Below are 22,631 nucleotides of genomic sequence, written 5' to 3'. Positions count from 1 at the left end.
AGAACTGGAGAGCCAACATGGCCTTAGATCTATTCGTCGTTCTGCTCTACGTCGCTGCCATGCTCGCGCTCGGCTGGTACGGCATGCGCCGCGCCAAAACCCGTGAAGATTATCTGGTCGCCGGCCGTAACCTCGGCCCCGGCTTCTACCTCGGCACCATGGCCGCCACCGTGCTCGGCGGCGCCTCCACCATCGGCACGGTACGCCTTGGCTATGTGCACGGTATTTCCGGCTTCTGGCTGTGCGCCGCGCTGGGCCTGGGCATCGTCGGCATCAGCCTGCTGCTGGCCAAACCACTGCTGAAACTGAAGATCTACACCGTCACCCAGGTGCTGGAGCGCCGCTACAACCCGACCGCACGCCACGCCAGCGCCGTCATCATGCTGGTCTACGCGCTGATGATCGCGGCCACCTCGACCATCGCCATCGGCACCGTGATGCAAGTGCTGTTCGGCATGCCGTTCTGGGTCGCCATCCTGGTCGGCGGCGGCATCGTGGTCGCCTACTCCACCATCGGCGGCATGTGGTCGCTGACGCTCACCGATATCGTCCAGTTCCTGATCATGACCGTCGGCCTGGTGTTCATCCTCATGCCGCTGTCGATCAGCGATGCCGGCGGCTGGGATGCCCTGGTCGCCACCCTGCCAGCCAGCTACCTCTCCTTCACCAGCATCGGCTGGGACACCATCGTCACCTACTTCCTGATCTACTTCCTCGGCATCTTCATCGGCCAGGACATCTGGCAACGCGTGTTCACCGCACGTAGCGAGCGCATCGCTCGCATCGCAGGCACCACCGCAGGCCTGTACTGCGTGCTTTATGGCCTGGCCGCCGCGCTGATCGGCATGGCCGCCAAGGTGCTGCTCCCGGAGCTGGACAACGTCAACAACGCCTTCGCCAGCATCGTCCAGCACAGCCTGCCGGACGGCGTCCGTGGACTGGTCATTGCCGCCGCCCTGGCCGCCCTGATGTCCACAGCCAGCGCCGGCCTGCTGGCGGCTTCGACTACCGCCGCGCAGGATCTGTGGCCGCTGTTCGGCGGCCGGGACGAGGACGGCGACGTGCACAAGAACCGCGTGTTTACCCTGCTGCTCGGCGTCGTCGTATTGGCCATCGCCCTGGTCGTCAGTGACGTGATCAGCGCCCTGACCCTGGCCTACAACCTGCTGGTCGGCGGCATGCTGGTGCCCCTGCTGGGCGCGATCTACTTCAAGCGCGCAAGCACCTTCGCCGCCATCCTCAGCATGCTGTGCGGCAGCCTGACCGCCGCGCTGTTCATGTTCCTCGACGGCCTGGATGCCAATACGCCGATCTACTACAGCCTGGCCGTCGGCACCGTGACCTTCTTCGTCGCCAGCCTGCTGTCGCCTCGTAGCGCTGCAGTCAGCCATGCGCTCTGAAACGCTTCATGCCATGCCCGCCCTTGGGCGGGATTCGGCGGAGGTGATGCACTCACCTTCGCCCTTTTATCTGTCCCATGCGGAAGGAAGCAGCCCATGACCACCTGCGGCGAATTTCTCGTCAAGCAACTCGAAGCCTGGGGCGTCGACACCGTATTCGGCATCCCCGGCGTGCACACCGTCGAGCTGTATCGCGGCCTGCCGAGCAGCGGCATCCGCCACATAACACCGCGCCACGAACAGGGCGCCGGCTTCATGGCCGACGGCTACGCGCGAGTGAGCGGCAAGCCCGGCGTGTGCTTCATCATCACCGGGCCGGGGATGACCAACATCCTCACCGCCATGGGCCAGGCCTACGCCGACTCGATCCCGATGCTGGTGATCTCCAGCGTCAACGAGCGAGCACGTCTAGGCCTGGGCAAGGGCTACCTGCACGAGCTGCCCAACCAGCGGGCACTGACGGCAGGCGTCACTGCCTTCAGTCACACCCTGATGAGCGTCGAGGAACTGCCCGGCGTACTGGCCCGCGCCTTCGCCGTGTTCGAAGGTGAGCGGCCACGCCCGGTGCATATCGAACTGCCGCTGGACATCATCACCGCCGACGCCACGCACATGACCCCGGCGCCACGGCCGACAGTACGCCGCCCGGCACCGAACCGCACGCTGATCCGCGAGGCCGCCGGGCTGCTCAAGCAGGCCGAACGCCCGTTGCTGCTGCTCGGTGGCGGCTGCGTCGCCGCCGAGGCCGAGGCACGTGCCCTGGCTGCAGCGCTGGATGTACCGACCGCCCTGACCATCAACGCCAAGGGCCTGCTACCGCCAGGCCATCCGCTGCTGCTGGGCAGCAACCAATCGCTGCGACCGGTGCGCGACCTGGCGCTGGAGGCCGACGTGGTGCTGGCCATCGGCACCGAGCTGGGCGAGACCGACTACGACGTGGTGTTCGACGGCGACTTCCGTCTGCCCGGCCGGCTGATCCGCATCGACATCGATGCCCAGCAACTGCAGCGCAACTTCACCCCGCACCTGGCAATCCAGGGTGATGCACGGGTGGCCATGCGTATGCTGCTGGCCGAGTTCAACCCGCGCGAGGTCGAGCCTGGCAGCCCCGGCGCCAAACGCACCGCAGCGGTGCAGGCCCGTCTGCACGAGGACTTCAGCGGCTGGGCACATTACCGGCAGTTGTTCGACTGCATCCTCGATGCCCTGCCCGATGCGCGTTTCGTCGGCGACTCGACGCAGACCGTGTACAGCGGCAATCACCTGGTGGAACTGGATGGCGCGCGGCGCTGGTTCAACGCTTCCACCGGTTACGGCACACTGGGCTACGGCCTGCCGGCGGCCATCGGCGCCAAGCTGGCCGAACCGCAGCGCCCGGTGATCAGCCTGATGGGCGATGGCGGCATCCAGTTCACCCTGCCCGAGCTGGCCAGCGCGGTCGAAGCCAAGGTCGGCATCATCGTGCTGCTGTGGAACAACAGCGGTTACGGCGAGATCAAGCGCTACATGCAGCGCCGCGATATCACCCCGATTGCCGTCGACATCTACACCCCGGATCTGTTGGCCATCGCCCGTGGCTTCGGTTGCGCCGCCGAGCGTGCGCGGGACCATGTGCACCTGGCCGAGCTGCTGCGCGGGGCGCCGCATGATCGTCCTCTGATCATCGAAGTGCAGGAGGCCGCGCCCTTTCATCCCTGAATACCTTGATCGCGGCTGAAGCCGCTCCTACGGAAAGCAGGTATCCCTGTGGGAGGGGCTTTAGCCGCGACCTTCGCGTGACCAAAGATTGCACGACCATAACCACAAGATTCAGCCGTACCACTGACTGCCGCCACCAATACCAATAATCAAGCATCAGGGAGTCGTTCCATGTTCAAGAATCTCAGCCAGCATTTCGGCCAGGACGGCCTCGCCCCAACCGACAAGGCGCATCGCAGCCTCGGTCTCGGTGGCACCATCGCCCTGTGGCTGGGCGCCAACGTGGTGGTCACCACCATCCTTACCGGCATGCTGCTGGTGCCGGATCTGAAATTAACCCAGGCCATGCTCATCGTGCTGATCGGTTCGGGCATTGGCATCCTGCCGCTGGTAGTGGTCGGTCTGATGGGCCAGCGCAGCGGCCTGACCACTATGGTGCTGGCGCGCGGCAGCTACGGCTCGCGCGGCGCCAAGCTGCCGTCGCTGGTCAACCTGCTGACACTGCTGGCCTGGAGTTGGATCCAGGCGCTGCTGGCCGGCATGAGCCTGAACTACGCGGTGCAGCACCTGACCGGTTACTCCAACCTGCCGCTGTTCACCATCCTCTGCGAAACCCTGGTGTTGCTGATCGCCCTGCGCGGCCACCTGGGCATCGAGCGGGTCGAGCGCTGGGCCGCCATCGGCATGCTCCTGCTGGCCGGTGCGGTGTTCTACGTGATGGGACAGCAGTTCGAGTTCGCCAGCCTGCTGGCCATGCCGACCGAACCGCGCAACGAAATCACCCCGGGTATCGCCTTCGATATCGTCATCGCCACTGCTTTTTCATGGATTCCACTGGCCGCCGACTACAACCGCAACTGCCGCAGCCAGGGCGTGGCAACGGTCGGCACCTGGGTCGGCTATGTCGCTGCCACTCTACTGGCCATGGGTCTGGGCGCCACGGTGTCGGGCTTCTCGGTGTTGACCGGCATGGAGCAGACCTACGATCCGGCGGTGCTGTTGGCCGGCTTCGGTTTCGGCCTGCCGGCGGCCATCGTGGTGTTCCTCTCGGTGATGACCACCAACGTCATGTGCATCTACAGCGCGTCGCTGTCGTACCTCAACATCAGCCCGAAAACACCGTTCTGGAAGCCGGCCCTGGCCATCGGCGTGCTGTCGATTCTCGGCTCGCAGATCCCCGGCATCCTCGACAATTTCCAGAGTTTCCTACTGGTGATCGGCAGCGTATTCATCCCCGCGTTCGCCGTGCTTATCGCCGACTACTTCCTGATCCACAAGGGCAACTACGCGTTGGACGAACTGCTCAGTGAAGACGGTGGCCGCTACCGTTACCTGAACGGCTTCAACCCGGCCGCCTTCGTCGCTTACGGCCTGGGCGCGGTGCTGGCCTACTACTGGGGCTGGGTCTCGCCGCTGGCCTGGGGCGCGTCGCTGCCGGTGTTCCTGATCACCGCCGCCAGCTACGCCGTGTTGCGCCGCTGGGTGCTGGTGCCACGGGCGCAGCTGGCGTAGCGTGAAGGCTGTCTCGCAGTCCGTAGGGTGCGCTATGCGCACCAGTCAACTGGATGACTGTCGAGCGCCGGTGCGCGCGGCGCACCCTACGGGGCCGTGCGCGGCGTTGAGGAGATGGCCATGAAAATCGTCAGCCGTGACCGCTGGTTCGAGGTGGAACACCGCCACGACGGCATCTGCCTGATCCACGAGCCCTACGTGCGCCCCTTCTACCGCTGCAACATGTGGCATGTGCAAGGCCGTGAACAGGATGTGTTGATCGACTCCGGCTCCGGGCTGGTCAGCCTCCGCGAGCAGTTGCCCTGGCTGACCGAAAAGCCGCTGCTGGCGGTGGCCAGCCATTGCCACTTCGACCATATCGCCGGGCATCACGAATTCGATGAGCGCCTGGTGCACCCGGCCGAGGCAGAGATTCTCGCCGCGCCGGACGGCGCTAATACGCTGGCTACGGACTTCGTCGGCGACGACATGTTCGAGGCGCACCCGGATTGCCCGCTGTGCTACGCCGAATACCGCGTACGCGCAGCGCCAGCCACGCGCCTGATCGAGGATGGTGACGTACTGGATCTAGGCAATCGGGTTTTGCAGGTGCTGCACACGCCCGGTCATTCACCGGGTGGCATCAGCCTATGGGAGGCGAGTACACAAACGCTGTTTTCCGGCGACATCCTCTACGACGGCCCGCTGATCGAAGATGCCTACCACTCGAATCTGGAAGATTACGCGCGCAGCCTGGCGCGCCTGCGCGAGCTGCCCGTACGCAGCGTGCACGGCGGGCATTTCGCGAGTTTCTCGGGACAGCGGATGCGCGAGCTGATAGACGCCTGGTTCGACGCCCATCGGCTGACCTGAGGAGTTTCAGCGACGCTGGCGCGCTTCGCGGCGCAGGCGTTGCTGCTCGGCTTCGCTGATACGAATTGGCTGAGGTTGCGGGACAAGGCCAAAGGCCTGCAACAGGGCTTGCAGTTGTTCTTGCAGCTTGGCGAGCATGGGTACGACCTCCTGCCAAGTAAAGGGAAGAGCCATCGGCTCATTTATCAGATTAGGCCGGACAAAGCGGATTTCAACCAGGCGCCGTCAAATTACCGGGCTCTTGCGCCGGTAAGGGAACACGTCGATCACCTTGCCTGCGCGAATCGCCTCCTGCAACTGTTTCCAGTAATCGGCTTCGTACAGGTTGCCATGCAGCTGGCTGAACAGCCGACGCTGCTTGATATCGGCGAACAAAAACGGCGGGAACTCCTCGGGGAACACGTCATTGGGCGCCACCGAGTACCAGGGCTCGGCGCTCATTTCGTCCTCGGGGAAACGCGGCGGCGGGATGCGGCGGAAATTCACCTCGGTGAGATAACAAATCTCGTCATAGTCGTAGAACACCACGCGGCCATGGCGGGTGACGCCGAAGTTCTTCAGCAGCATGTCGCCAGGGAAGATATTGGCGGCGGCAAGCTGCTTGATGGCCAGGCCGTAGTCATCCAGCGCTTCGCGCACCTGCGCCTCGTTGGCACTCTCCAGGTAGAGGTTGAGTGGGGTCATGCGCCGTTCGGTCCAGCAGTGGCGTACCAACACGGTGTCGCCCTCCACTACCACGGTCGATGGCGCCACTTCCAGCAGCTCGGCCAGGCACTCGGGCTCGAACTTGGCCTTGGGGAAACGGAAATCGGCGAATTCCTGGGTATCGGCCATACGACCCACCCGGTCGACGCTCTTCACCAGCCGGTACTTCTCGATCACCGTCTTGCGATCCACCGTTTTGGCGTGGGCGAAACGGTCCTTGATGATCTTGAACACGGTGTTGAAGCCCGGCAGGGTGAACACGCTCATGACCATGCCGCGCACGCCGGGCGCCATGATGAAGCGGTCATCGGTGCTGGCCAGATGGCCGATCAGCGCGCGGTAGAACTCGGATTTACCGTGCTTGTAGAAGCCGATCGAGGTGTACAGCTCGGCAATGTGCTTGCCCGGCAGAATGCGTTTGAGAAAGCCGATGAATTCGGCCGGGATGGCCACGTCTACCATGAAATAGCTGCGGGTGAAGGAGAAGATGATCGATACCTCCGCCTCGTCGGTGATCGCCGCATCGGCCTGGATGCCCTGCCCCTCGCGGTGCAGCAGCGGGATCGCCAGCGGCCATTGCTCCTCGCGGTTGTATATGCGCCCGACCAGGTAGGCGCCCTTGTTGCGATACAGCACCGAAGAAAACAGCTCGATGCACAGCTCAGGGTCCTTGCATACCCAGTCCGGCAGGCTGGCGCGCAGGTGTTCTTCCAGCCGCTGCAGGTCGCGCGGCAGGTTCTCGTAGGGGGCGTCGAAACGGTACTCGTCGAAGATCGCCTGCAGCGCCGGGTGCAGCTCTCCGGCGGGCCGATAACTGCGCGTTTGCGCCGCGCTGGGCTGGTTGCGCAGGGACGGCCGTGTGGTGTGGATGAACATGCAGCCGTCGCTGATCTGATCGTGGCTGAACAGGCTACAGAAGATCGAGTTGAACCAGGTTTCCGCCAGTTCATCGTCGAAACGCAGATCGATCAGGGCAATGTAAGCGCTCTTGACCAGCGGCCACTGCCCCACGTCCAGCAACGCAGCATCGAAACCTTGCAGCAGGCGCTCGCTGGTTTCTGCGACCTTTTCCTCGTACAGGTTGATGCGCGCCGCCGAGGCCTGCTGCGCCTCCTGCCATTGCGCCTGCTCGAAACGCACGCGCGCGCCATCGGTGATCTGGCGAAAATGCTCGCGATAATCGTCGAACCCCTCGAGGATCAGGCGGGCGATTTCGCCAGCCGGCCATTGTTGCCCCATACATGCGCCTCGTCCGTGCAGTAGTCAGCCGAGATTAGCCGACAAACCTGGCCGGGATGCAATCGGGGACCAGCAAAGATTGCCGCCGCAATGACTCGTCGCGGCTAAAGCCCCTCCCACACCCTCCTCTTTTGCCGCGCTGCTGGGCCCTGCCTGAACATTCAAAAGCGCAATGCGGATTGCCAGAACCCCATCCAGCGGCAACACTCTCGGCCCCACCCTGCCGGATACTTCGCCTTGCGTACCGCCGACCTGCTCCGCCTGCTGCTGCTCGCCGCCATCTGGGGTGCCAGCTTCCTGTTCATGCGCGTTGCCGCACCGGTGCTGGGCAGCATGCCGACCGCGTTCTTTCGCGCCAGCTTCGGTGCACTGGGGCTACTCGCCCTGCTTCTGCTGCTGCGCTGTGACTGGGACTTTCGCGGCAAGCTGCGTATCTGCATGGGCCTGGGAGTGATCAATGCCGGCCTGCCGTCGGCCATGTACTGCCTGGCGGCGTTGATCCTGCCGGCCGGTTATTCGGCGATATTCAACGCCACCACGCCATTGATGGGTGTGTTGATCGGCGCGCTGTTCTTCCATGAAGGCATCACACCGAGCAAAGCGGCGGGCGTGTTTCTCGGCCTGCTCGGGGTGGCGGTGCTGACCCGCACCGGCCCGGTCGCCTTCGACATGCAACTGCTGCTCGGCGCCGGCGCCTGCCTGGTGGCCACCACCTGCTACGGTTTCGCTGGCTTCCTCACCCGCCGCTGGATCGGCCAACAGGGTGGCCTGGACAACCGCCTGACCGCCTTTGCCAGCCTGGTGGGCGCCAGCTTGTTCCTGCTGCCGCTGTTCGCCGGCAGCCTGGCGCTGCAATCGCCGCCAAGCTGGGGTGGTATCGAGGTGTGGCTGTCGCTGGCTGGCCTTGGCCTGATCTGCACGGCGTTCGCCTATGTCCTGTATTTCCGCCTGCTGGCCGATATCGGGCCAATCAAGGCCAGCACCACCACCTTCCTCATCCCGCCATTCGGCGTGTTGTGGGGCGCCCTATTGCTGGGCGAGCCGCTGAGCTGGGACTACCTGCCCGGCTGCGTGTTGATCGCATTGGCGCTGTGGCTGGTCGTGCGCCCGAGCGTAACCAGAACGTAGGCTGCGCTGCGTACACCCAGGCCACCGCGAAACAACCCGGTGCGCAAGGCGCACCCTACGAAAAAGCCGCCCGAAGGCGGCTTTGATCACTGCTGGTCAGGCCAAGCAGTGGATGTGAAAAGCGACATCCACCCACGCCTGGGCGCACACCCTGTAGGAGCGGATTCATCCGCGATAAAAAACCGGGCCACCGCCGCAGGTTTCGCCAATGTATTCGCACCTACGGCAACGGCCCCGGCCTTTTCATGACGTCTTACTGCTGCAGCTCCTGCTCGGTGAACATATCGCTGAACAGCATGCTCGACAGGTAGCGTTCGCCGGAGTCCGGCAGGATCACCACGATGGTCTTGCCTTGCATCTCCGGCTTCTCGGCCAGACGCACCGCCACCGCCATCGCAGCCCCGCAGGAGATTCCGCAGAGAATACCTTCCTCACGCATCAGGCGCAGGGCCATGGCCTTGGCGTCCTCATCGACTACCTGCTCGACCTGATCGACCATCGCCAGGTCGAGGTTTTTCGGCACGAAGCCGGCGCCGATACCCTGGATCTTGTGCGGCGCAGGTTTGACCTCATCACCGGCCAGAGTCTGGCTGATCACCGGCGAGCCCACCGGTTCCACCGCGACCGAGAGGATCGGCTTGCCCTGGGTCTGTTTGATATAGCGCGAAACCCCGGTGATGGTGCCACCGGTGCCGACACCCGACACCAGCACGTCGATGGCGCCATCGGTATCGCGCCAGATTTCCGGGCCGGTGGTCTTTTCGTGGATGGCCGGGTTGGCCGGGTTCTCGAACTGCTGCGGCAGGAAGTAATCAGGGTTGGCGGCGACCAGTTCGTTGGCTTTCTCGATCGCACCCTTCATGCCCTTGGCCGGCTCGGTCAGCACCAGTTCGGCGCCGAGGGCCTTGAGCACCTTGCGCCGCTCCAGGCTCATGGAGGCCGGCATGGTCAGCACCAGCTTGTAGCCGCGCGCCGCAGCGACGAAGGCCAGGCCGATGCCGGTGTTGCCCGAGGTCGGTTCGACGATGGTCATGCCCGGCTTGAGCACGCCGCGCTCCTCGGCGTCCCAGATCATGCTGGCGCCGATGCGGCACTTGACCGAGTACGCCGGGTTGCGGCCTTCGATCTTGGCCAGGATGGTCACGCCTTTCGGCCCCAGGCGGTTGATCATCACCAGCGGCGTATTGCCGATAGCCTGGGCGTTGTCTGCGAAGATACGACTCATGACGGAAGTCCTTGCGGGCAGGGAAAACCCCAAGCCTATGCCGCCCCCTGGCGCACGTCCAGCCAGCAGACCGAAAGCAACGTGACTCGCCATTCAGTGACTGAATACCGCGTCTGCGTTCACAGCCACCTGAGCCGCGCGTTATAGTCGCGCTCTGATTTTTTGTTGCGGGCCGGACCCGCGCGTTACCGTTCGAGGATTTTCCGATGAAGTTCGAAGGCACCCAGTCCTACGTCGCCACCGACGACCTCAAGCTCGCGGTCAACGCCGCCATCACCCTGCAACGTCCGCTGCTGGTCAAGGGTGAACCGGGCACCGGCAAGACCATGCTCGCCGAACAACTGGCCGAATCCTTCGGTGCGCGCCTGATCACCTGGCACATCAAGTCCACCACCAAGGCGCACCAGGGCCTGTACGAATACGATGCGGTCAGCCGCCTGCGCGATTCGCAGCTCGATTCCGACAAGGTCCACGACGTTCGCAACTACATCAAGAAGGGCAAGCTGTGGGAGGCGTTCGAGTCCGACGAGCGCGTGATCCTGCTGATCGACGAGATCGACAAGGCCGACATCGAGTTCCCCAACGACCTGTTGCAGGAACTCGACAAGATGGAGTTCTACGTTTACGAGACCGACGAGACGATCAAGGCCAAGCAGCGCCCGATCATCATCATCACCTCGAACAACGAGAAGGAACTGCCGGACGCCTTCCTGCGCCGCTGCTTCTTCCACTACATCGCCTTCCCCGATCGCGACACGCTGAAGAAGATCGTCGACGTGCACTACCCCAACATCAGCGGCGAGCTGGTGGCCGAGGCGCTGGACGTGTTCTTCGACGTGCGCAAGGTGCCGGGCCTGAAGAAGAAGCCCTCGACCAGCGAACTGGTGGACTGGCTCAAGCTGCTGATGGCCGACAACATCGGCGAAGCCGTGCTGCGCGAGCGCGACCCGACCAAGGCTATCCCGCCACTGGCCGGCGCCCTGGTGAAGAACGAGCAGGATGTGCAACTACTCGAGCGCCTGGCCTTCATGACCCGCCGCGCCAGCCGCTGAGAGGTTTGTCTCCCCTCTCCCGCTTGCGGGAGAGGGGCCGGGGGAGAGGGTAGCCGGCGGCATCGATACTGCCTGAAAGGCCCCTCTCCGAACGCGGCCCGCCCTAACCCTCTCCCATGAATGGGAGAGGGAACCGTTCGTGCAGGAGATCCGCAGCCATGCTGCTCAATTTATTCAACGAAATGCGCGCGGCCAAGGTGCCGGTGTCGGTGCGCGAGTTGCTCGACCTGATCAACGCGCTCAAGCACAACGTCGTGTTCGCCGACATGGACGAGTTCTACTACCTGGCGCGCGCGATTCTGGTGAAGGACGAACGCCACTTCGACAAGTTCGACCGTGCCTTCGGCGCCTACTTCAAGGGCCTGGAAAACCTCAACCAACACATCGAGGCGATGATCCCCGAGGAATGGCTGCGCAAGGAGTTCGAGCGTCTGCTGAGCGACGAGGAAAAAGCGCAGATCCAGAGCCTCGGCGGCCTCGACAAGCTGATCGAGGAGTTCAAGAAGCGCCTCGAGGAGCAGAAGGAAAAGCACGCCGGCGGCAACAAGTGGATCGGCACCGGCGGCACCAGCCCGTTCGGCTCCGGCGGCTACAACCCGGAAGGCATTCGCGTCGGCGATGCCGGCAAGCGCCAGGGCAAGGCCGCCAAGGTGTGGGACCAGCGCGAGTACAAGAACCTCGATGACCAGGTCGAGCTGGGCACGCGCAACATCAAGGTGGCGCTGCGCCGCCTGCGCAAGTTCGCTCGTCAGGGCGCCGCCGAAGAGCTCGACCTGGACGGCACCATCGATCACACCGCGAAAGATGGCGGCCTGCTCAACATCCAGATGCGCCCGGAACGGCGCAACACGGTGAAGCTCCTGCTGCTGCTGGATATCGGCGGTTCGATGGACGCCCACGTCAAGGTTTGCGAAGAGCTGTTCTCGGCCTGCAAGACCGAGTTCAAGCATCTTGAATATTTCTACTTCCACAACTTCATCTACGAGAGCGTGTGGAAGAACAACATGCGCCGCACCAGCGAGCGCACCTCGACCCTGGACTTGCTGCACAAGTACGGCGCCGACTACAAGGTGGTGTTTGTCGGCGACGCGGCCATGGCGCCCTACGAAATCACCCAGGCTGGCGGTAGCGTCGAGCACTGGAACGAGGAAGCCGGCTACGTCTGGATGAAGCGCTTCACCGAGAAATTCAAGAAGATCATCTGGATCAACCCCTACCCCAAGGACACCTGGAACTACACCGCCTCCACTGGCCTGGTACGCGAGCTGATGGAAGAGCGCATGTACCCGCTGACCCTGCAGGGCCTGGAAGACGGGATGAAGTACCTGTCCAAGTAAGGTTTAAATCGCAATGAAAAACGCCGCGAACCCTATGCAGGATTCGCGGCGTTTTTGTAATCCGGGAGCAATCTGGCAGTGCCCCGGATCGCATCCAGGCTACGTGAGATTCGAACTCAACGCTTGTCGGCGTCGTCCGACTTGTTCAGGTCCATCACCGTCTGTGCCGGCGTCTGCACGGGTTCCTCCGGCTTGGCTTCAGCAGGCGCCACCACAGGCGCGACAGGTGCGCTCACCTCTTCGACCGGTGCTTCCTTCTTGCGCTGGCCAATGCGCTTGAACAGCCAGCCGCCCAGTACCACCGGGATGAACCAGAACTTCTTCAGCAGTACCAGCAGCAGCGCCAGCAGACCAGTCTTGGCAGCCACCTTGCCGGCTACCAACGCACCGAGGCCATATGCGGCAACGGTGTCCAGATCCGGGTCGAACTCGGCATAGCGCTGGCCCGGGTTGAACTCGGTCGCGGCCAGAACGGCCGGCACACTGGCCTCAATTTCCGCCAGTTGATCCATATTGGCGACGAAGTTCAGCACCAATACGCCTTTACGGCCCAACACGCGGATGTTGTAGTTCAGGGTGTTGGCCTCGCTGTCGCCAAACTTCAGCTCCTTGGCCCAATACAGCTTCTTGCCTTCGGCATCGTAGTGCGGCTCAGCAGCCCAGCCGACCAGTTGCACGGCCTCGTAGCCGTTCTCTTCACGCCAGGTATTGGCCTCGCGCATGTCGGACTGCATGTCCTTGAGCATATCGCCGTAGTCGATATCGGCAGCATCCTCGTCGGACACGTAGCCGCTGTCTTCGTACTCGACGGTCACACCCCAGGATTCGTCGGCCAACGGTGACACACCTGCCGGCAGGATCATGCCCAGCGGCGGGACGTCATCTGGCGGGTTGCCCCAGCCGTCGACCAGCAGGCGCTGGGCATTCTCACCGTCGAGAAAGACCAGCGAATCAGGCAGGTTGAGGGTGGCAAGATTGCTGCCCAGAACGACGCGGCCGCTCTTGAACTCCAGGCTGGCGACGAATTCTTCAGGGCTGATGTATTGCGCCGAATCGTCACTCTCGGTGACCTCCTCGCTGACCGCAGCACTCTCAGGCTCGGTCTCGGGATTGGCGTATGCAGCGGACGTGAACGGCAGGACAGCAGCCAGCGCGGCTGCCAGGATCGAATCCTTGATCGACATGGAAACTCCATAAACACGAGGGGGGGACAAATGTAACGCCGTATTACATTAACACGCTCCCATCAGGTAGTAAGCGAAGCCGCGCAACTTTCTGCATACGGTTATAAAGAGGCTACGGCAGATCATCCCCCGCGGATGACCCACCGTAGCCAACCTGATGCTGGCCCGGCCTACTGCGCGCGATTCAGGCCCCGCCATTACGCGACCTCATGCCAATTGGAAATCGGCAACCGTTACCGTCGTGTGGTCGATGACGCCTACCAGGCGAATGCTGCCACCCTCCGCGCCATTGACCGTCACCTGCACGTCATTGCCCGCATCGGCGATGCTGACTCGACTGCTGAACGTCGCCAGGGTCAGATTGAACGCGGCGAGATTCAGCAAATCCTGACCGCCTGCAGGATTGGCATCGAAGCCCAGCACCGTGTCGTTGCCGAAGCTGGGGCCGAACACGAAGATGTCGTTCCCCTGATCGGCATAGAGGGTGTCGTTGCCGACACCCCCCGTGACCCTGTCATTCCCGATACCACCGTCGATCAGATCATCGCCGCTGCCACCGTCGAGCGTGTCATTGCCGCCCTCGCCGTACAGCGCGTCATTGCCCAACCCGCCAACGAGGCTATCGTTGCCGGCCCCACCATACAGGCTGTCGTTGCCATCGAGGCCAAACAACTGGTCGTCCCCTCCTAGGCCACGTAGTACGTCGTTGCTCGCCCCTCCCGTCATGTCGTTGGCCAGGCCGTTGCCATTGGCGGTGGTGCTGCCGGTACCGACATAGGTGTAGTGCTCGACATTGTTGCCCAGGGTGAAATTGGAGCTGGTGGAAAGCACGGTATCGACGCCCCCTCCCAACGCTTCCACCACCACATCGGTGGCATCGTCGACCCGGTAGGTATCGTTACCCGCGCCTCCGACCAGTCGATCGCCGCCAAGGCCACCATCGAGCACGTCATTGCCGCTGCCGCCGGTCATGATGTTGGCCAACGCGTTGCCATACCCGGTGAAGTTGCCAGCGCCAGTGAAGGTCAGGTTTTCCAGGTTGTCGCCAAGCGCATATTCCGACAGCGTCGTGCGTACCGTATCGGTGCCGCCGGCGACGGCCTCGATGACCTGATCGCCCAGGTTGTCGACGATGTATAGATCGTTGCCGATCCCGCCAATCATCACATCGGCGCCTTGGCCACCATCAAGGGTGTCATTCCCAGCGCCCCCGTCGAGGGTATCGTTACCCCCCAGGCCATTGAGGGTGTCGTTGCCGCCCAGGCCAGAAATCTGGTCACCCTGCTGCGTACCATTGAGGATGTTGGCGGCATTGGTGCCCACGATGACCGCACCTACCACCACGGCAGTCGCCGACGACGTCAGAGACTCGAGCGTGCCACGGTTATCGGTGTAACTCACCACCACGCGTACCTGCTGCCCGGACTGGGCACCGGTCAGGGTGAACGTCTGCCCGTTCGCTCCGGTGATGTTGGTGAACGTTCCTACTGTGCCCGCCTGCCACTGATAGGCGAAACTCACACCACTCAGGCCATCTGCGTCGCTGATCGCAGCCGTCGAAACACTTAGAACCTGACCGATACTGGGTGCACTGTTATCCAGTTGCAGGGCACCACTGGGGGCATCGTTGACGTTGAGCACCGCGGCCGTGACCTCGGAGATCAGCGTTTCCGGATTGCCCCGATCATCGTTGAAGCTGACCACCACCCGCAAAGGCAGGCCGACTTCAGCATCTCCAGGTTGGAAGCTCTGGCCGCTGCCGACTTGAACCCAGTTGCCTGCTACCAGGGCCTGCCAGGCATAGCTCAACACTGCGTTGCTGGTACCGTTGAGGTCGCTGACAGTCGCGGCAGCCTGCAGTGTTTCGTCCTCGCTGGGCGCCATATTGCTGATGCTGACAGTGCCCTGCGCCGGCCGATCGGCTAACCAGACCACCTGGTCAGCGAACTGCAGCCGTTCGATATTGCGGACCAGGTCAGTACCGTTGGTGCCGACATTGTCCACCACCTGATAGCTGTCGGTGCCGTCGGACACCCTGATCAGCTCGTAGTCGGCGAACGCGCCGCTGAATACGGCGGTGTCGATATCGCTCACCTGGTTGCCGTCGAGAATCTCGCGCACGATTTGCAGTTGGCTCGGGTTGATCTCCCCAGAGAACATACGAGCCTGGATCTCCTTCATGCTATCGACACTGAACAGCTCGACACTCGGGTCGAGCTTGCTACGCACGCTGATGCGCACGTTGAGCCAGGCGTCACCATCGATCACGTCATTACCGGCACGTCCTTCGATGACATCGCTACCACCACCGCCGAGCAGGATATTGCCACCACTGAACACCACCGGGTCATTGGCATCGTGCGGGTTATCGCGTGGCACGGCCATCATCCCGAGCACGGCCTCCAGCCCGGCGATACGGTTCATCCCGGACAGGGTCAGCTCGTGGTTGAACAGCGAGGTCTCACCGGCCGCGGTTTCTTCCACGCGGTCGTCGCCGAACAGTTGATCGTCGTGAATCCAACCGGACAAACCTTCGACCTGATCGAAGCGATCACGCAGGATATCTGCGAACTCGGTGGCGAAGATTGGCGTATTGAGATCCGAATAGGCGGCCAGGCTATTGCCCTTGTGGATCGCCCAATCGAAGCCCCACATGCCCTCGTTACGATGGATGCCGGGGCCCTGGACCATGATGTCGTCACCGGACTCGGCGTCATAGTCGTTGTCGTTGCCGCCCCCCATCATCACGTCGTGACCGATGATCGGGCTGTTGAAAAACAACTCCGAGTTGTCGCCGGCGAGGGTGTCGAAACCGGCGCCGCCCTCCAGCCAATCGTCGCCCTCGTTGCCGAGGATGAAACTGGGTCCATCGCCGCTGAAGATGAAGTCATCTTCACGTCCGCCGAAGATCTCCTTGCCGTCCGGCCCACCATAGATGAAGTCCTTGCCGGCGCCACCGAACACCAGGTCGAGGCCGGGGCCGGTGTGGATCACATCATTGCCGTCATCGCCATGGATCACATCAGCGTCGCCAATATCGGTGATGATGTCGTCGCCAACGCCACCGAAGATATGGTCGATGCCGTAACCACCTTCCAGTCGGTCGTTACCCCCGTCGCCCCACAAGGTATCGTCGCCTGCTCCGCCGATCAGGATGTCATCGCCGTTGGTGCCACCCAACACCACATGGGCATCACCGGTATAGCGCAGGTAATTGCTATCCGCTCCGGTTGTGGCCGGATTGTCACGAATAACCAGCGGCGAAAGGGCGCCGAGGATTGGGTTGCTGCCCACTGGATCGGCATACTGCTGACGGTTCATATCCAGTTCGAGGATATGGTCCACACGCTGAAATAGCACTCCCGGCAAGTGCGAGGCATTGGGGTCGCCCAGATCGGTATTGCGCATCACCAGCGCGGCGAAACTGTTGGCCTCCAATTCGTTGAGCAGGTTCATGCCCTGAGTACGGCTGAGGTAGTAGAAACGATCACCGCTCTGCAGGTTCTCCATCTGCACTTCGAAGACGAAGTTGAAGGTGGAGCCGAGCATGCCGCCAAACGGCATGTTCTGCTCGGCCAGTCCGCCGATCCAGAAGTCCACCAGATCCAGACCGCCCTTGTTCACGGCGTACTCGCCGCGCGCGTTGAGGAAGTCATCGCGGTCCGCCGGTGCCCCTGCTCCGCCTAGCACCAGTGCCATGGCGGCATCGCGCTTGGCCTCCAGGGTAGTGGCCGAGGTGACGCTGCTGTGCGTACCGTAGGCAGCGATGAAGTTGATGATAGAGGCCGGCGTCTTGATGTTCAGGGTGAAGTCGGTCCAGCTATCGTAAGGTTTGAGCTGGCTGTCGCCGGTCATTTCGTAGAACTGTGCACGGGCGTTATTCAGCGAGGGAATCCCGGTGTCGCGACCGCGGGCGATATTGAGCGCTGCCAGGTCCAACGGCAGGCCGACCAGGTTGTTGCGCAGCGCTTCGGTGATGAATTCGTCAATCTCGTTGCCGGTCTGCCGGGTCATGCCGCGGATTATCGAGCCAGCGGCCTGATCGGCGCTGAGGGTGCCGCCCTGGTTGAACTCGATGGGGTTGAGGAACGCCTCGATCAGGCCGATGTCGCTGGACTGCATGTTGTTGTCCAGACGCGCCACCGTCTCGTTGAGCATGGAGTGACCGAAGCGATACACCACATGGGCGAACTCAGCAACGATGGCCGGATCGATGTCCACTGTGTTGGAGAATACAAACACGTCCACCAGCGGCTGCACTGTGCGGGCGAACTCCTCGAACACCAGATGTTGATATTGCATTTCATTGACGAAGCGCGCGGCCTGGAATAGCCGCTCACCATTCCAGATCAGCCCATCGGTACTTTCCGGCACCTCGCTCACCGATACCAACAGCCACTCGTTGATAAAGGCCAGATCGCCGCTATCGAGGATGGTCTGTTTGTTGGCCTCGACCAAACGATTGTGTTCGGAGTGGAACACATGGTGCACCGCACTCAGACCGATATTCTCGTTGCCACGGCCGTCTCCCGTGATGAAGTGCGCATCAAGCAGTTCGTTGTCGTACTCAAGATTGCGCCCGGTCATGGGGTTGACCGCCACGGCATTGCCGACCACGTCATCGGCATCAGCCACCAATTGGCCGCCGACTCTTACCGGAACGGCGTTATGGGCGATATCGTCGAGGAAGGCGTGGCCGGTGAGAACAGCCCCCTGAGTGCTGATGGGATTGCCTGGGTTACCTTCCACCTGCACTGGCGGGTTGCCCGGCATGATCAACAAGGCAAAGCCGTTATCACCACGAATGAATTGACCGTACTCGTCAGTGGCCAGCAGTGGCACGTTCGTCACGTCGGCATCGGTAAGATTGATGCCGAGCATCTCACGGGCCTGCGCCTTGACATCGGCCCAGGTGGCCAGGCCACCATTCTGGCCTTCGAGCATATGCCCGGTCGCCATCGGCTTGCCGTCGACCATCACGTATTCACGCAGGAACACCTGGTGCGAGGCGTGCGAAGTATAGGTCTGGTTCTGGTCGATGAAGGGCGTGGTCTGGTTGATGTGCTCACGCACATCGTCGGCGGTGCCCAGAATGCCATCGCCCCCCGGCTGATTGGTGGCTCGGGTCAGGAGCATGAAATTGCTGCGTGATCCTTCGACATAGAGCGGGTCGTCCGGCTGCAGCGGGATATACACGGTGCCACTGCCACCTTTGTTGACCAGATCCAGACCATGATCGAAGAACTGGCCGAACAGGGTCATCCATGAGTTGAACGGCGCAGTCAGGCCTTCGTCAGGAGCGATATTGGGGATCACGACAGAGCCGTTCTCCACCACGATGCCAAAATCATTCAGCAGCGTATCCAGCGCCGCCGAGGCGGCAACGACCGCAGCATCATCGGCGGCAGCGTCAGCCAATACGGCCTGGTGAGCAGTGGTGTCGCTGGTCAGTTGTGCGTCTGCGGCCTGCGCCTGCTGGTTTGCAGCCTGCGCGGCAGCAGCGGACTCGGCAGCCACCGCGGCTTTGGCATTGGCATCGGCCTGGGACTGGGCGGTGGCGATCGCCGCACTGAGGAAATCCGCCTGAGCAGCGCCTTCGTTCGGCGTACCAATGGCCGCCATGTAGGCCTGCAGGGCCACGTTCTGCACCGCCACCGCACTAGCGACCACAGCCAGCGCATCGCTGTAGACCTGGGCATCCTGGTTGGCCAATGTTTGGGCGTCCGCAGCCGTGGCACTGGCGGCCTGAGCAGCCGCCGTGGACGCAGCCAGCGTAGCGGCGCTGGCCTGCACCTGGGCGCTGTTGCCAGCCGCAGCGTTTTCGGCCGTTTTCAATGCGCTGTGCGCCTGCATGACCAGCAACGCATCGGCATAGGAATTTTCCGAGCCGGCATAATCCAGCGCCGCCACCACCGCCGCCAGGTTGCCCAAGCTCTGATCGACGATCAGGTTGCTGATGGTACGTGGCTGCGAATCGACCACATAGCCGCTGGTCTGGGCATAGCTGGTGCTTTGGCTGCCTGTGGGGAACCCGGGAGGAGCGCCCGGGCCATCTATGCCGTTTTCTGCATCGCGAAATTCCGGATCGAGCAGGCGGGGCATCACTTGATCAGCCGAGCCATAGTACTGTTGGCCCGGTACCAGGTTGTTATAGGTGCCATCGACGGTGCGTAGCCCCCAGGGCAACAGTGGGTTGCCGACCAGGTCGTAGAGCGATCCGCCGGCGGCATGCGCCTCCGCGATGCGAATCTGTTGCAGGATGAATTCCAGATCGGATTGAGTCGTCTTGATAGCCATGCAATGTACTCCCTCGAAGTAAGTGCAGCCCGGGCCGGTAGCCGACTCAGCCCTCGCATAGCGCGTCTAGGCAGGCATACGGCGAACATCTGGCCGGGGCGTCGAACCGGCAGATCATGGCAGCGGCGTGAGGCAACGCTGGCACGACCTGCGCGTGCTACTGAGCGGCGCAGGTAGGGGCGGCGCAGCGGGCGGCCCATGAATGTGCACGGGTTCTCCGGCACAGCCTCGGAATGCACGGGGGTCAAGATGCGAACGGCTGTCCATGGCTCATGCTCCAGTGGCACTGCACGATGACGGCGGCTCCCAATTCCCTGCCGCTGTCAGCCTCAATGCCACGCTCGAATTAACCACTGCCCATTCCCTGGGCTCAATCATGCGATGCGTCATGACAGTCGGTCCGGCTCCACTGCATGCGACCTGACGGGGCAACAGGCCGCAAACCTCAAGACAAACCGCCATGAAACGAATCCTGAACTAGCGTGTTGGAACAGGGTGCGCTGCATGCGAGCGCCAACTCCGGCTCCAACCTGCGAGTCCAAGCTTCGAGGAATGGCAGTGATGTCTGTAGATGCAAAGGTCGAATCAAATACGAAGACTTTCGTCGAAGCGGCCGATGCGACCTTGGTCGCATCGGACAATCCCTCGTGGTTGCGCCTGAAGCCCCCTACTCGCTCCAGGCAGTTCATCCTGGCGGCCATCATCATTATCGGCCTGAGCATGACGTTCGTCGGCAGCCTGGTCAGCCAGCAGATCGAACAGGCGGCAGCGCGCAGTGCTGGAGAGGGGGCGGCGATCTACATGGAAGCCTTTCTCAGCAAACACGTGCAAGAACTGGCGCGCAGCCGCCAACTGAGCCCCAGCAGCGTGCAGGCCATCGATCAGTTGATGACGGTCACTTCGCTCAGGGGGCACATCATCTCGGTCAATATCTGGCTAACCGACGGGAGCAACGTCTACAGCACCAGCCTGCCGCAACCCAAGGACCACCATTCGGCCAAGCCAATCAAGGCGGTGCTGCAAGGTCATATATTCAACCGCAAGACTACGCTGGACGTGACTACCCACGGCTACGAACGGCGCTTCGGTGATTCGTTCTACGAGACCTACGTTCCTCTGCGCGAATATGGCACTGATCGCATCATCGCCATCGGTGAGTTCTACGAACTCGAGCATGAGATCAGCGGTATCCATCATCACGTCTGGCTGATCATCGGCTGCGCGGCACTGGCCATGCTGTCACTGCTGTACGCCTTCGTTCGCCACGGCGACCGCATCATCGAGCGCCAACAGGCCATTCTTCGTCAACAGATCACGGAGCAGGGCCTGCTGTACCGGCAGAACGTCAGCCTTCAGCGCCGCGCAGCCAACGCGGGTCAACACTTCGCCACCATCAATGAACTGACCCAGCGACGCATCGGCGCTGACCTGCACGATGGCCCCGCCCAACTATTGACGCTGATACTCCTGCGCCTGGATGAGCTGGCCGAAAGCTGCAGTGATGAGAGCCGCGACGCTCTGGAGAGCATACGCAGCGCCGCCCAGGACAGCCTTCGGGAGATCCGCGACCTGTCTTGCGGCCTGGCCCTGCCGGAAATCAGCAACCTGAGCGTGCGTGAAGAACTGCAGCTAGCGGTACAACGCCATGAACAACGCAGCCTCACCCGCGTGCAACTGACGCTCGGCCCCTTGCCAGAAACGCTGGCGCTGAGCCACAAGATCTGTCTCTACCGGCTGGTGCAGGAAGCCTTGCACAATGCCTTCCTGCACGCTGGAGGCTTGCAACAGCGCGTTGAAGCCCAAGTAATCGACGGTATCTTGACGATTGAAGTGGTGGACGGCGGCCCAGGCATGGACCTCGAGCAACTGCGCGAGCGTCCGGAGCACCGCTCACGGCTCGGGCTGGCCGGGATGCGCTACCGCGTGGAATCCCTGGGCGGTACGTTCGACATCGTCACCGCCCCCGGTCAAGGTACACGCATCGTCGCGCGCTTCGACCTGCATCAGCGAGGCGAGCAGGCCGATAGCTGAAGCCGCTTGCCTGGCCTCAGGGCATGCTCAGGCCAACACGCCAGTTACGCTGACTTTCCCAATAGCGCTTGACCGCCGTAACGGCCTCGACACGGTTACGCGCATGCAACTTCTGCATCACGTTGGTCATGTAGTGCTTGACCGTCTTCTCACTCAACCCCAGTTTCAGCGCGACCTCGCGGTTGGTCAGACCATTGGCGACCTCACGGATGATCTGCTCTTCACGGTGCGTCAGATCGGCACCACGCTGCTCGCTCTGGTGCTTGCGGAAATTGCTCAGCAGCCTGGCAGCCAGCACCGGGGTGATGAAGGTATCCCCTTGCGCCACGGCGCGAATCGCCGCCACCAAGTCCGGCCCACTCACCCCCTTGAGCACATAGCCTTGGGCGCCCCCCTCCAGCGCTGCGTAGGCATCATCCTCGGACTCCGATACCGTCAATACGACGATTCTCACCCGGGCATAGGCTTTGCTGATTGCTCGCATCGCGGCGAAGCTATCGCCTGGCATGTTGACGTCCATCAACAGCACATCGGGATGCAGACGCCCCGCAATATCGCGCGCCTCATCGGCACTGGCGCCCTGCGCCACGACTTCAATGTCCTCCAGACGCCCCAGCGTAGCGGCAACGCCCTGCCGCAACAGCGGATGATCGTCAACGATCCCGACCCTGATCCTGTTACTCATCGCTCGCTCTCCCCACGTACTTAGTCTGTGATGGCTACCTCACATGGCACCATCGACTTCATCGCATCGGCATGCGCCGATACGGCTCGAGGTCAAGCACTACCGCGCCTCGCCTCAATCGGGCTGGGTGATCGTCACCCGAGGCCAGGCGGGCCATGAAACAACGTGTTGACCTCAGTACGGCAGGCGAGAAACGCCGGGGCTTGTCGGTGCAATGAAAACTTCATGAACGCACTCCACTGCGACTGCATGCTGACCCCGGGATACAGCACCCACTGGATATCAG

General features: G+C 62.5%; 14 protein-coding genes. 8 read left to right on the top strand and 6 right to left on the bottom strand.

All coding sequences use genetic code 11. The annotated features are described in order from the left end of the window. Positions 1-17: 17 nt before the first annotated feature. The 4 genes from BM059_RS24570 (at position 18) to BM059_RS24555 (ending at position 5,462) form a co-directional block, all read left to right on the top strand. Positions 18-1,400: a sodium:solute symporter family protein gene (locus BM059_RS24570; RefSeq protein ID WP_074941705.1), complete on the top strand. Its 1,383-nt coding sequence runs from the start codon at positions 18-20 to the stop codon at positions 1,398-1,400. Between the two features lie 96 nt (positions 1,401-1,496). Further along, positions 1,497-3,098: a 5-guanidino-2-oxopentanoate decarboxylase gene (locus BM059_RS24565; RefSeq protein WP_074941704.1), complete on the top strand. Its 1,602-nt coding sequence runs from the start codon at positions 1,497-1,499 to the stop codon at positions 3,096-3,098. A 171-nt stretch (positions 3,099-3,269) separates the two neighbouring features. Then, entirely contained in the window at positions 3,270-4,610 is a 1,341-nt protein-coding gene (locus BM059_RS24560) for a purine-cytosine permease family protein (protein WP_074941703.1), read from the top strand. A 120-nt stretch (positions 4,611-4,730) separates the two neighbouring features. Continuing rightward, positions 4,731-5,462 carry an MBL fold metallo-hydrolase gene (locus BM059_RS24555; RefSeq protein WP_074941702.1) on the top strand — a complete coding sequence of 244 codons (732 nt, stop codon included), beginning with the start codon at positions 4,731-4,733 and terminating at the stop codon, positions 5,460-5,462. 6 nt (positions 5,463-5,468) lie between these two features. On the opposite strand, the gene BM059_RS25780 is transcribed toward BM059_RS24555, so the two are convergent. Beyond that, entirely contained in the window at positions 5,469-5,600 is a 132-nt protein-coding gene (locus BM059_RS25780; protein WP_260619658.1) for a PA1414 family protein, read from the bottom strand. Between the two features lie 87 nt (positions 5,601-5,687). Further along, positions 5,688-7,406: a bifunctional isocitrate dehydrogenase kinase/phosphatase gene (gene aceK, locus BM059_RS24550; RefSeq protein WP_074941701.1), complete on the bottom strand. Its 1,719-nt coding sequence runs from the start codon at positions 7,404-7,406 to the stop codon at positions 5,688-5,690. Positions 7,407-7,643: 237 nt separating this feature from the next. On the opposite strand from aceK, the gene BM059_RS24545 reads away from it, so the two are divergent. After that, positions 7,644-8,534, top strand: a complete 891-nt coding sequence (locus BM059_RS24545; RefSeq protein WP_074941700.1) for a DMT family transporter — start codon at positions 7,644-7,646, stop codon at positions 8,532-8,534. A gap of 253 nt (positions 8,535-8,787) precedes the next feature. Here the strand turns inward: BM059_RS24545 and cysK are convergent, their stop codons facing one another. Further along, positions 8,788-9,759 carry a cysteine synthase A gene (cysK, locus tag BM059_RS24540; RefSeq protein ID WP_074941699.1) on the bottom strand — a complete coding sequence of 324 codons (972 nt, stop codon included), beginning with the start codon at positions 9,757-9,759 and terminating at the stop codon, positions 8,788-8,790. A 206-nt stretch (positions 9,760-9,965) separates the two neighbouring features. Between cysK and BM059_RS24535 the strand changes: the two genes are divergently transcribed. Next, positions 9,966-10,811 carry an AAA family ATPase gene (locus BM059_RS24535; RefSeq protein WP_074941698.1) on the top strand — a complete coding sequence of 282 codons (846 nt, stop codon included), beginning with the start codon at positions 9,966-9,968 and terminating at the stop codon, positions 10,809-10,811. 158 nt (positions 10,812-10,969) lie between these two features. After that, a complete protein-coding gene (locus BM059_RS24530; protein ID WP_074941697.1) occupies positions 10,970-12,148 on the top strand; it encodes a vWA domain-containing protein in 1,179 nt (392 codons plus the stop codon). A 116-nt stretch (positions 12,149-12,264) separates the two neighbouring features. On the opposite strand, the gene BM059_RS24525 is transcribed toward BM059_RS24530, so the two are convergent. Then, a complete protein-coding gene (locus BM059_RS24525) occupies positions 12,265-13,332 on the bottom strand; it encodes a DUF2167 domain-containing protein (RefSeq protein ID WP_074941696.1) in 1,068 nt (355 codons plus the stop codon). A gap of 207 nt (positions 13,333-13,539) precedes the next feature. Next, a complete protein-coding gene (locus BM059_RS24520; RefSeq protein ID WP_074941695.1) occupies positions 13,540-19,629 on the bottom strand; it encodes a peroxidase family protein in 6,090 nt (2,029 codons plus the stop codon). Positions 19,630-20,190: 561 nt separating this feature from the next. Here BM059_RS24520 and BM059_RS24515 point away from each other — a divergent pair. Beyond that, positions 20,191-21,660, top strand: coding sequence for a sensor histidine kinase (locus BM059_RS24515; protein ID WP_074941694.1), 1,470 nt, complete (start codon positions 20,191-20,193; stop codon positions 21,658-21,660). 16 nt (positions 21,661-21,676) lie between these two features. Here the strand turns inward: BM059_RS24515 and BM059_RS24510 are convergent, their stop codons facing one another. Further along, the gene (locus BM059_RS24510) at positions 21,677-22,345 is read right to left on the bottom strand and encodes a response regulator (RefSeq protein ID WP_037002477.1); all 669 of its coding nucleotides are present in this window, start codon (positions 22,343-22,345) and stop codon (positions 21,677-21,679) included. Positions 22,346-22,631 lie beyond the last annotated feature (286 nt).

It is taken from the genome of Ectopseudomonas composti (assembly GCF_900115475.1).
Taxonomy (GTDB): Bacteria; Pseudomonadota; Gammaproteobacteria; order Pseudomonadales; family Pseudomonadaceae; genus Aquipseudomonas; species Aquipseudomonas composti.
This window is presented reverse-complemented; position numbering and strand designations above follow the sequence as displayed.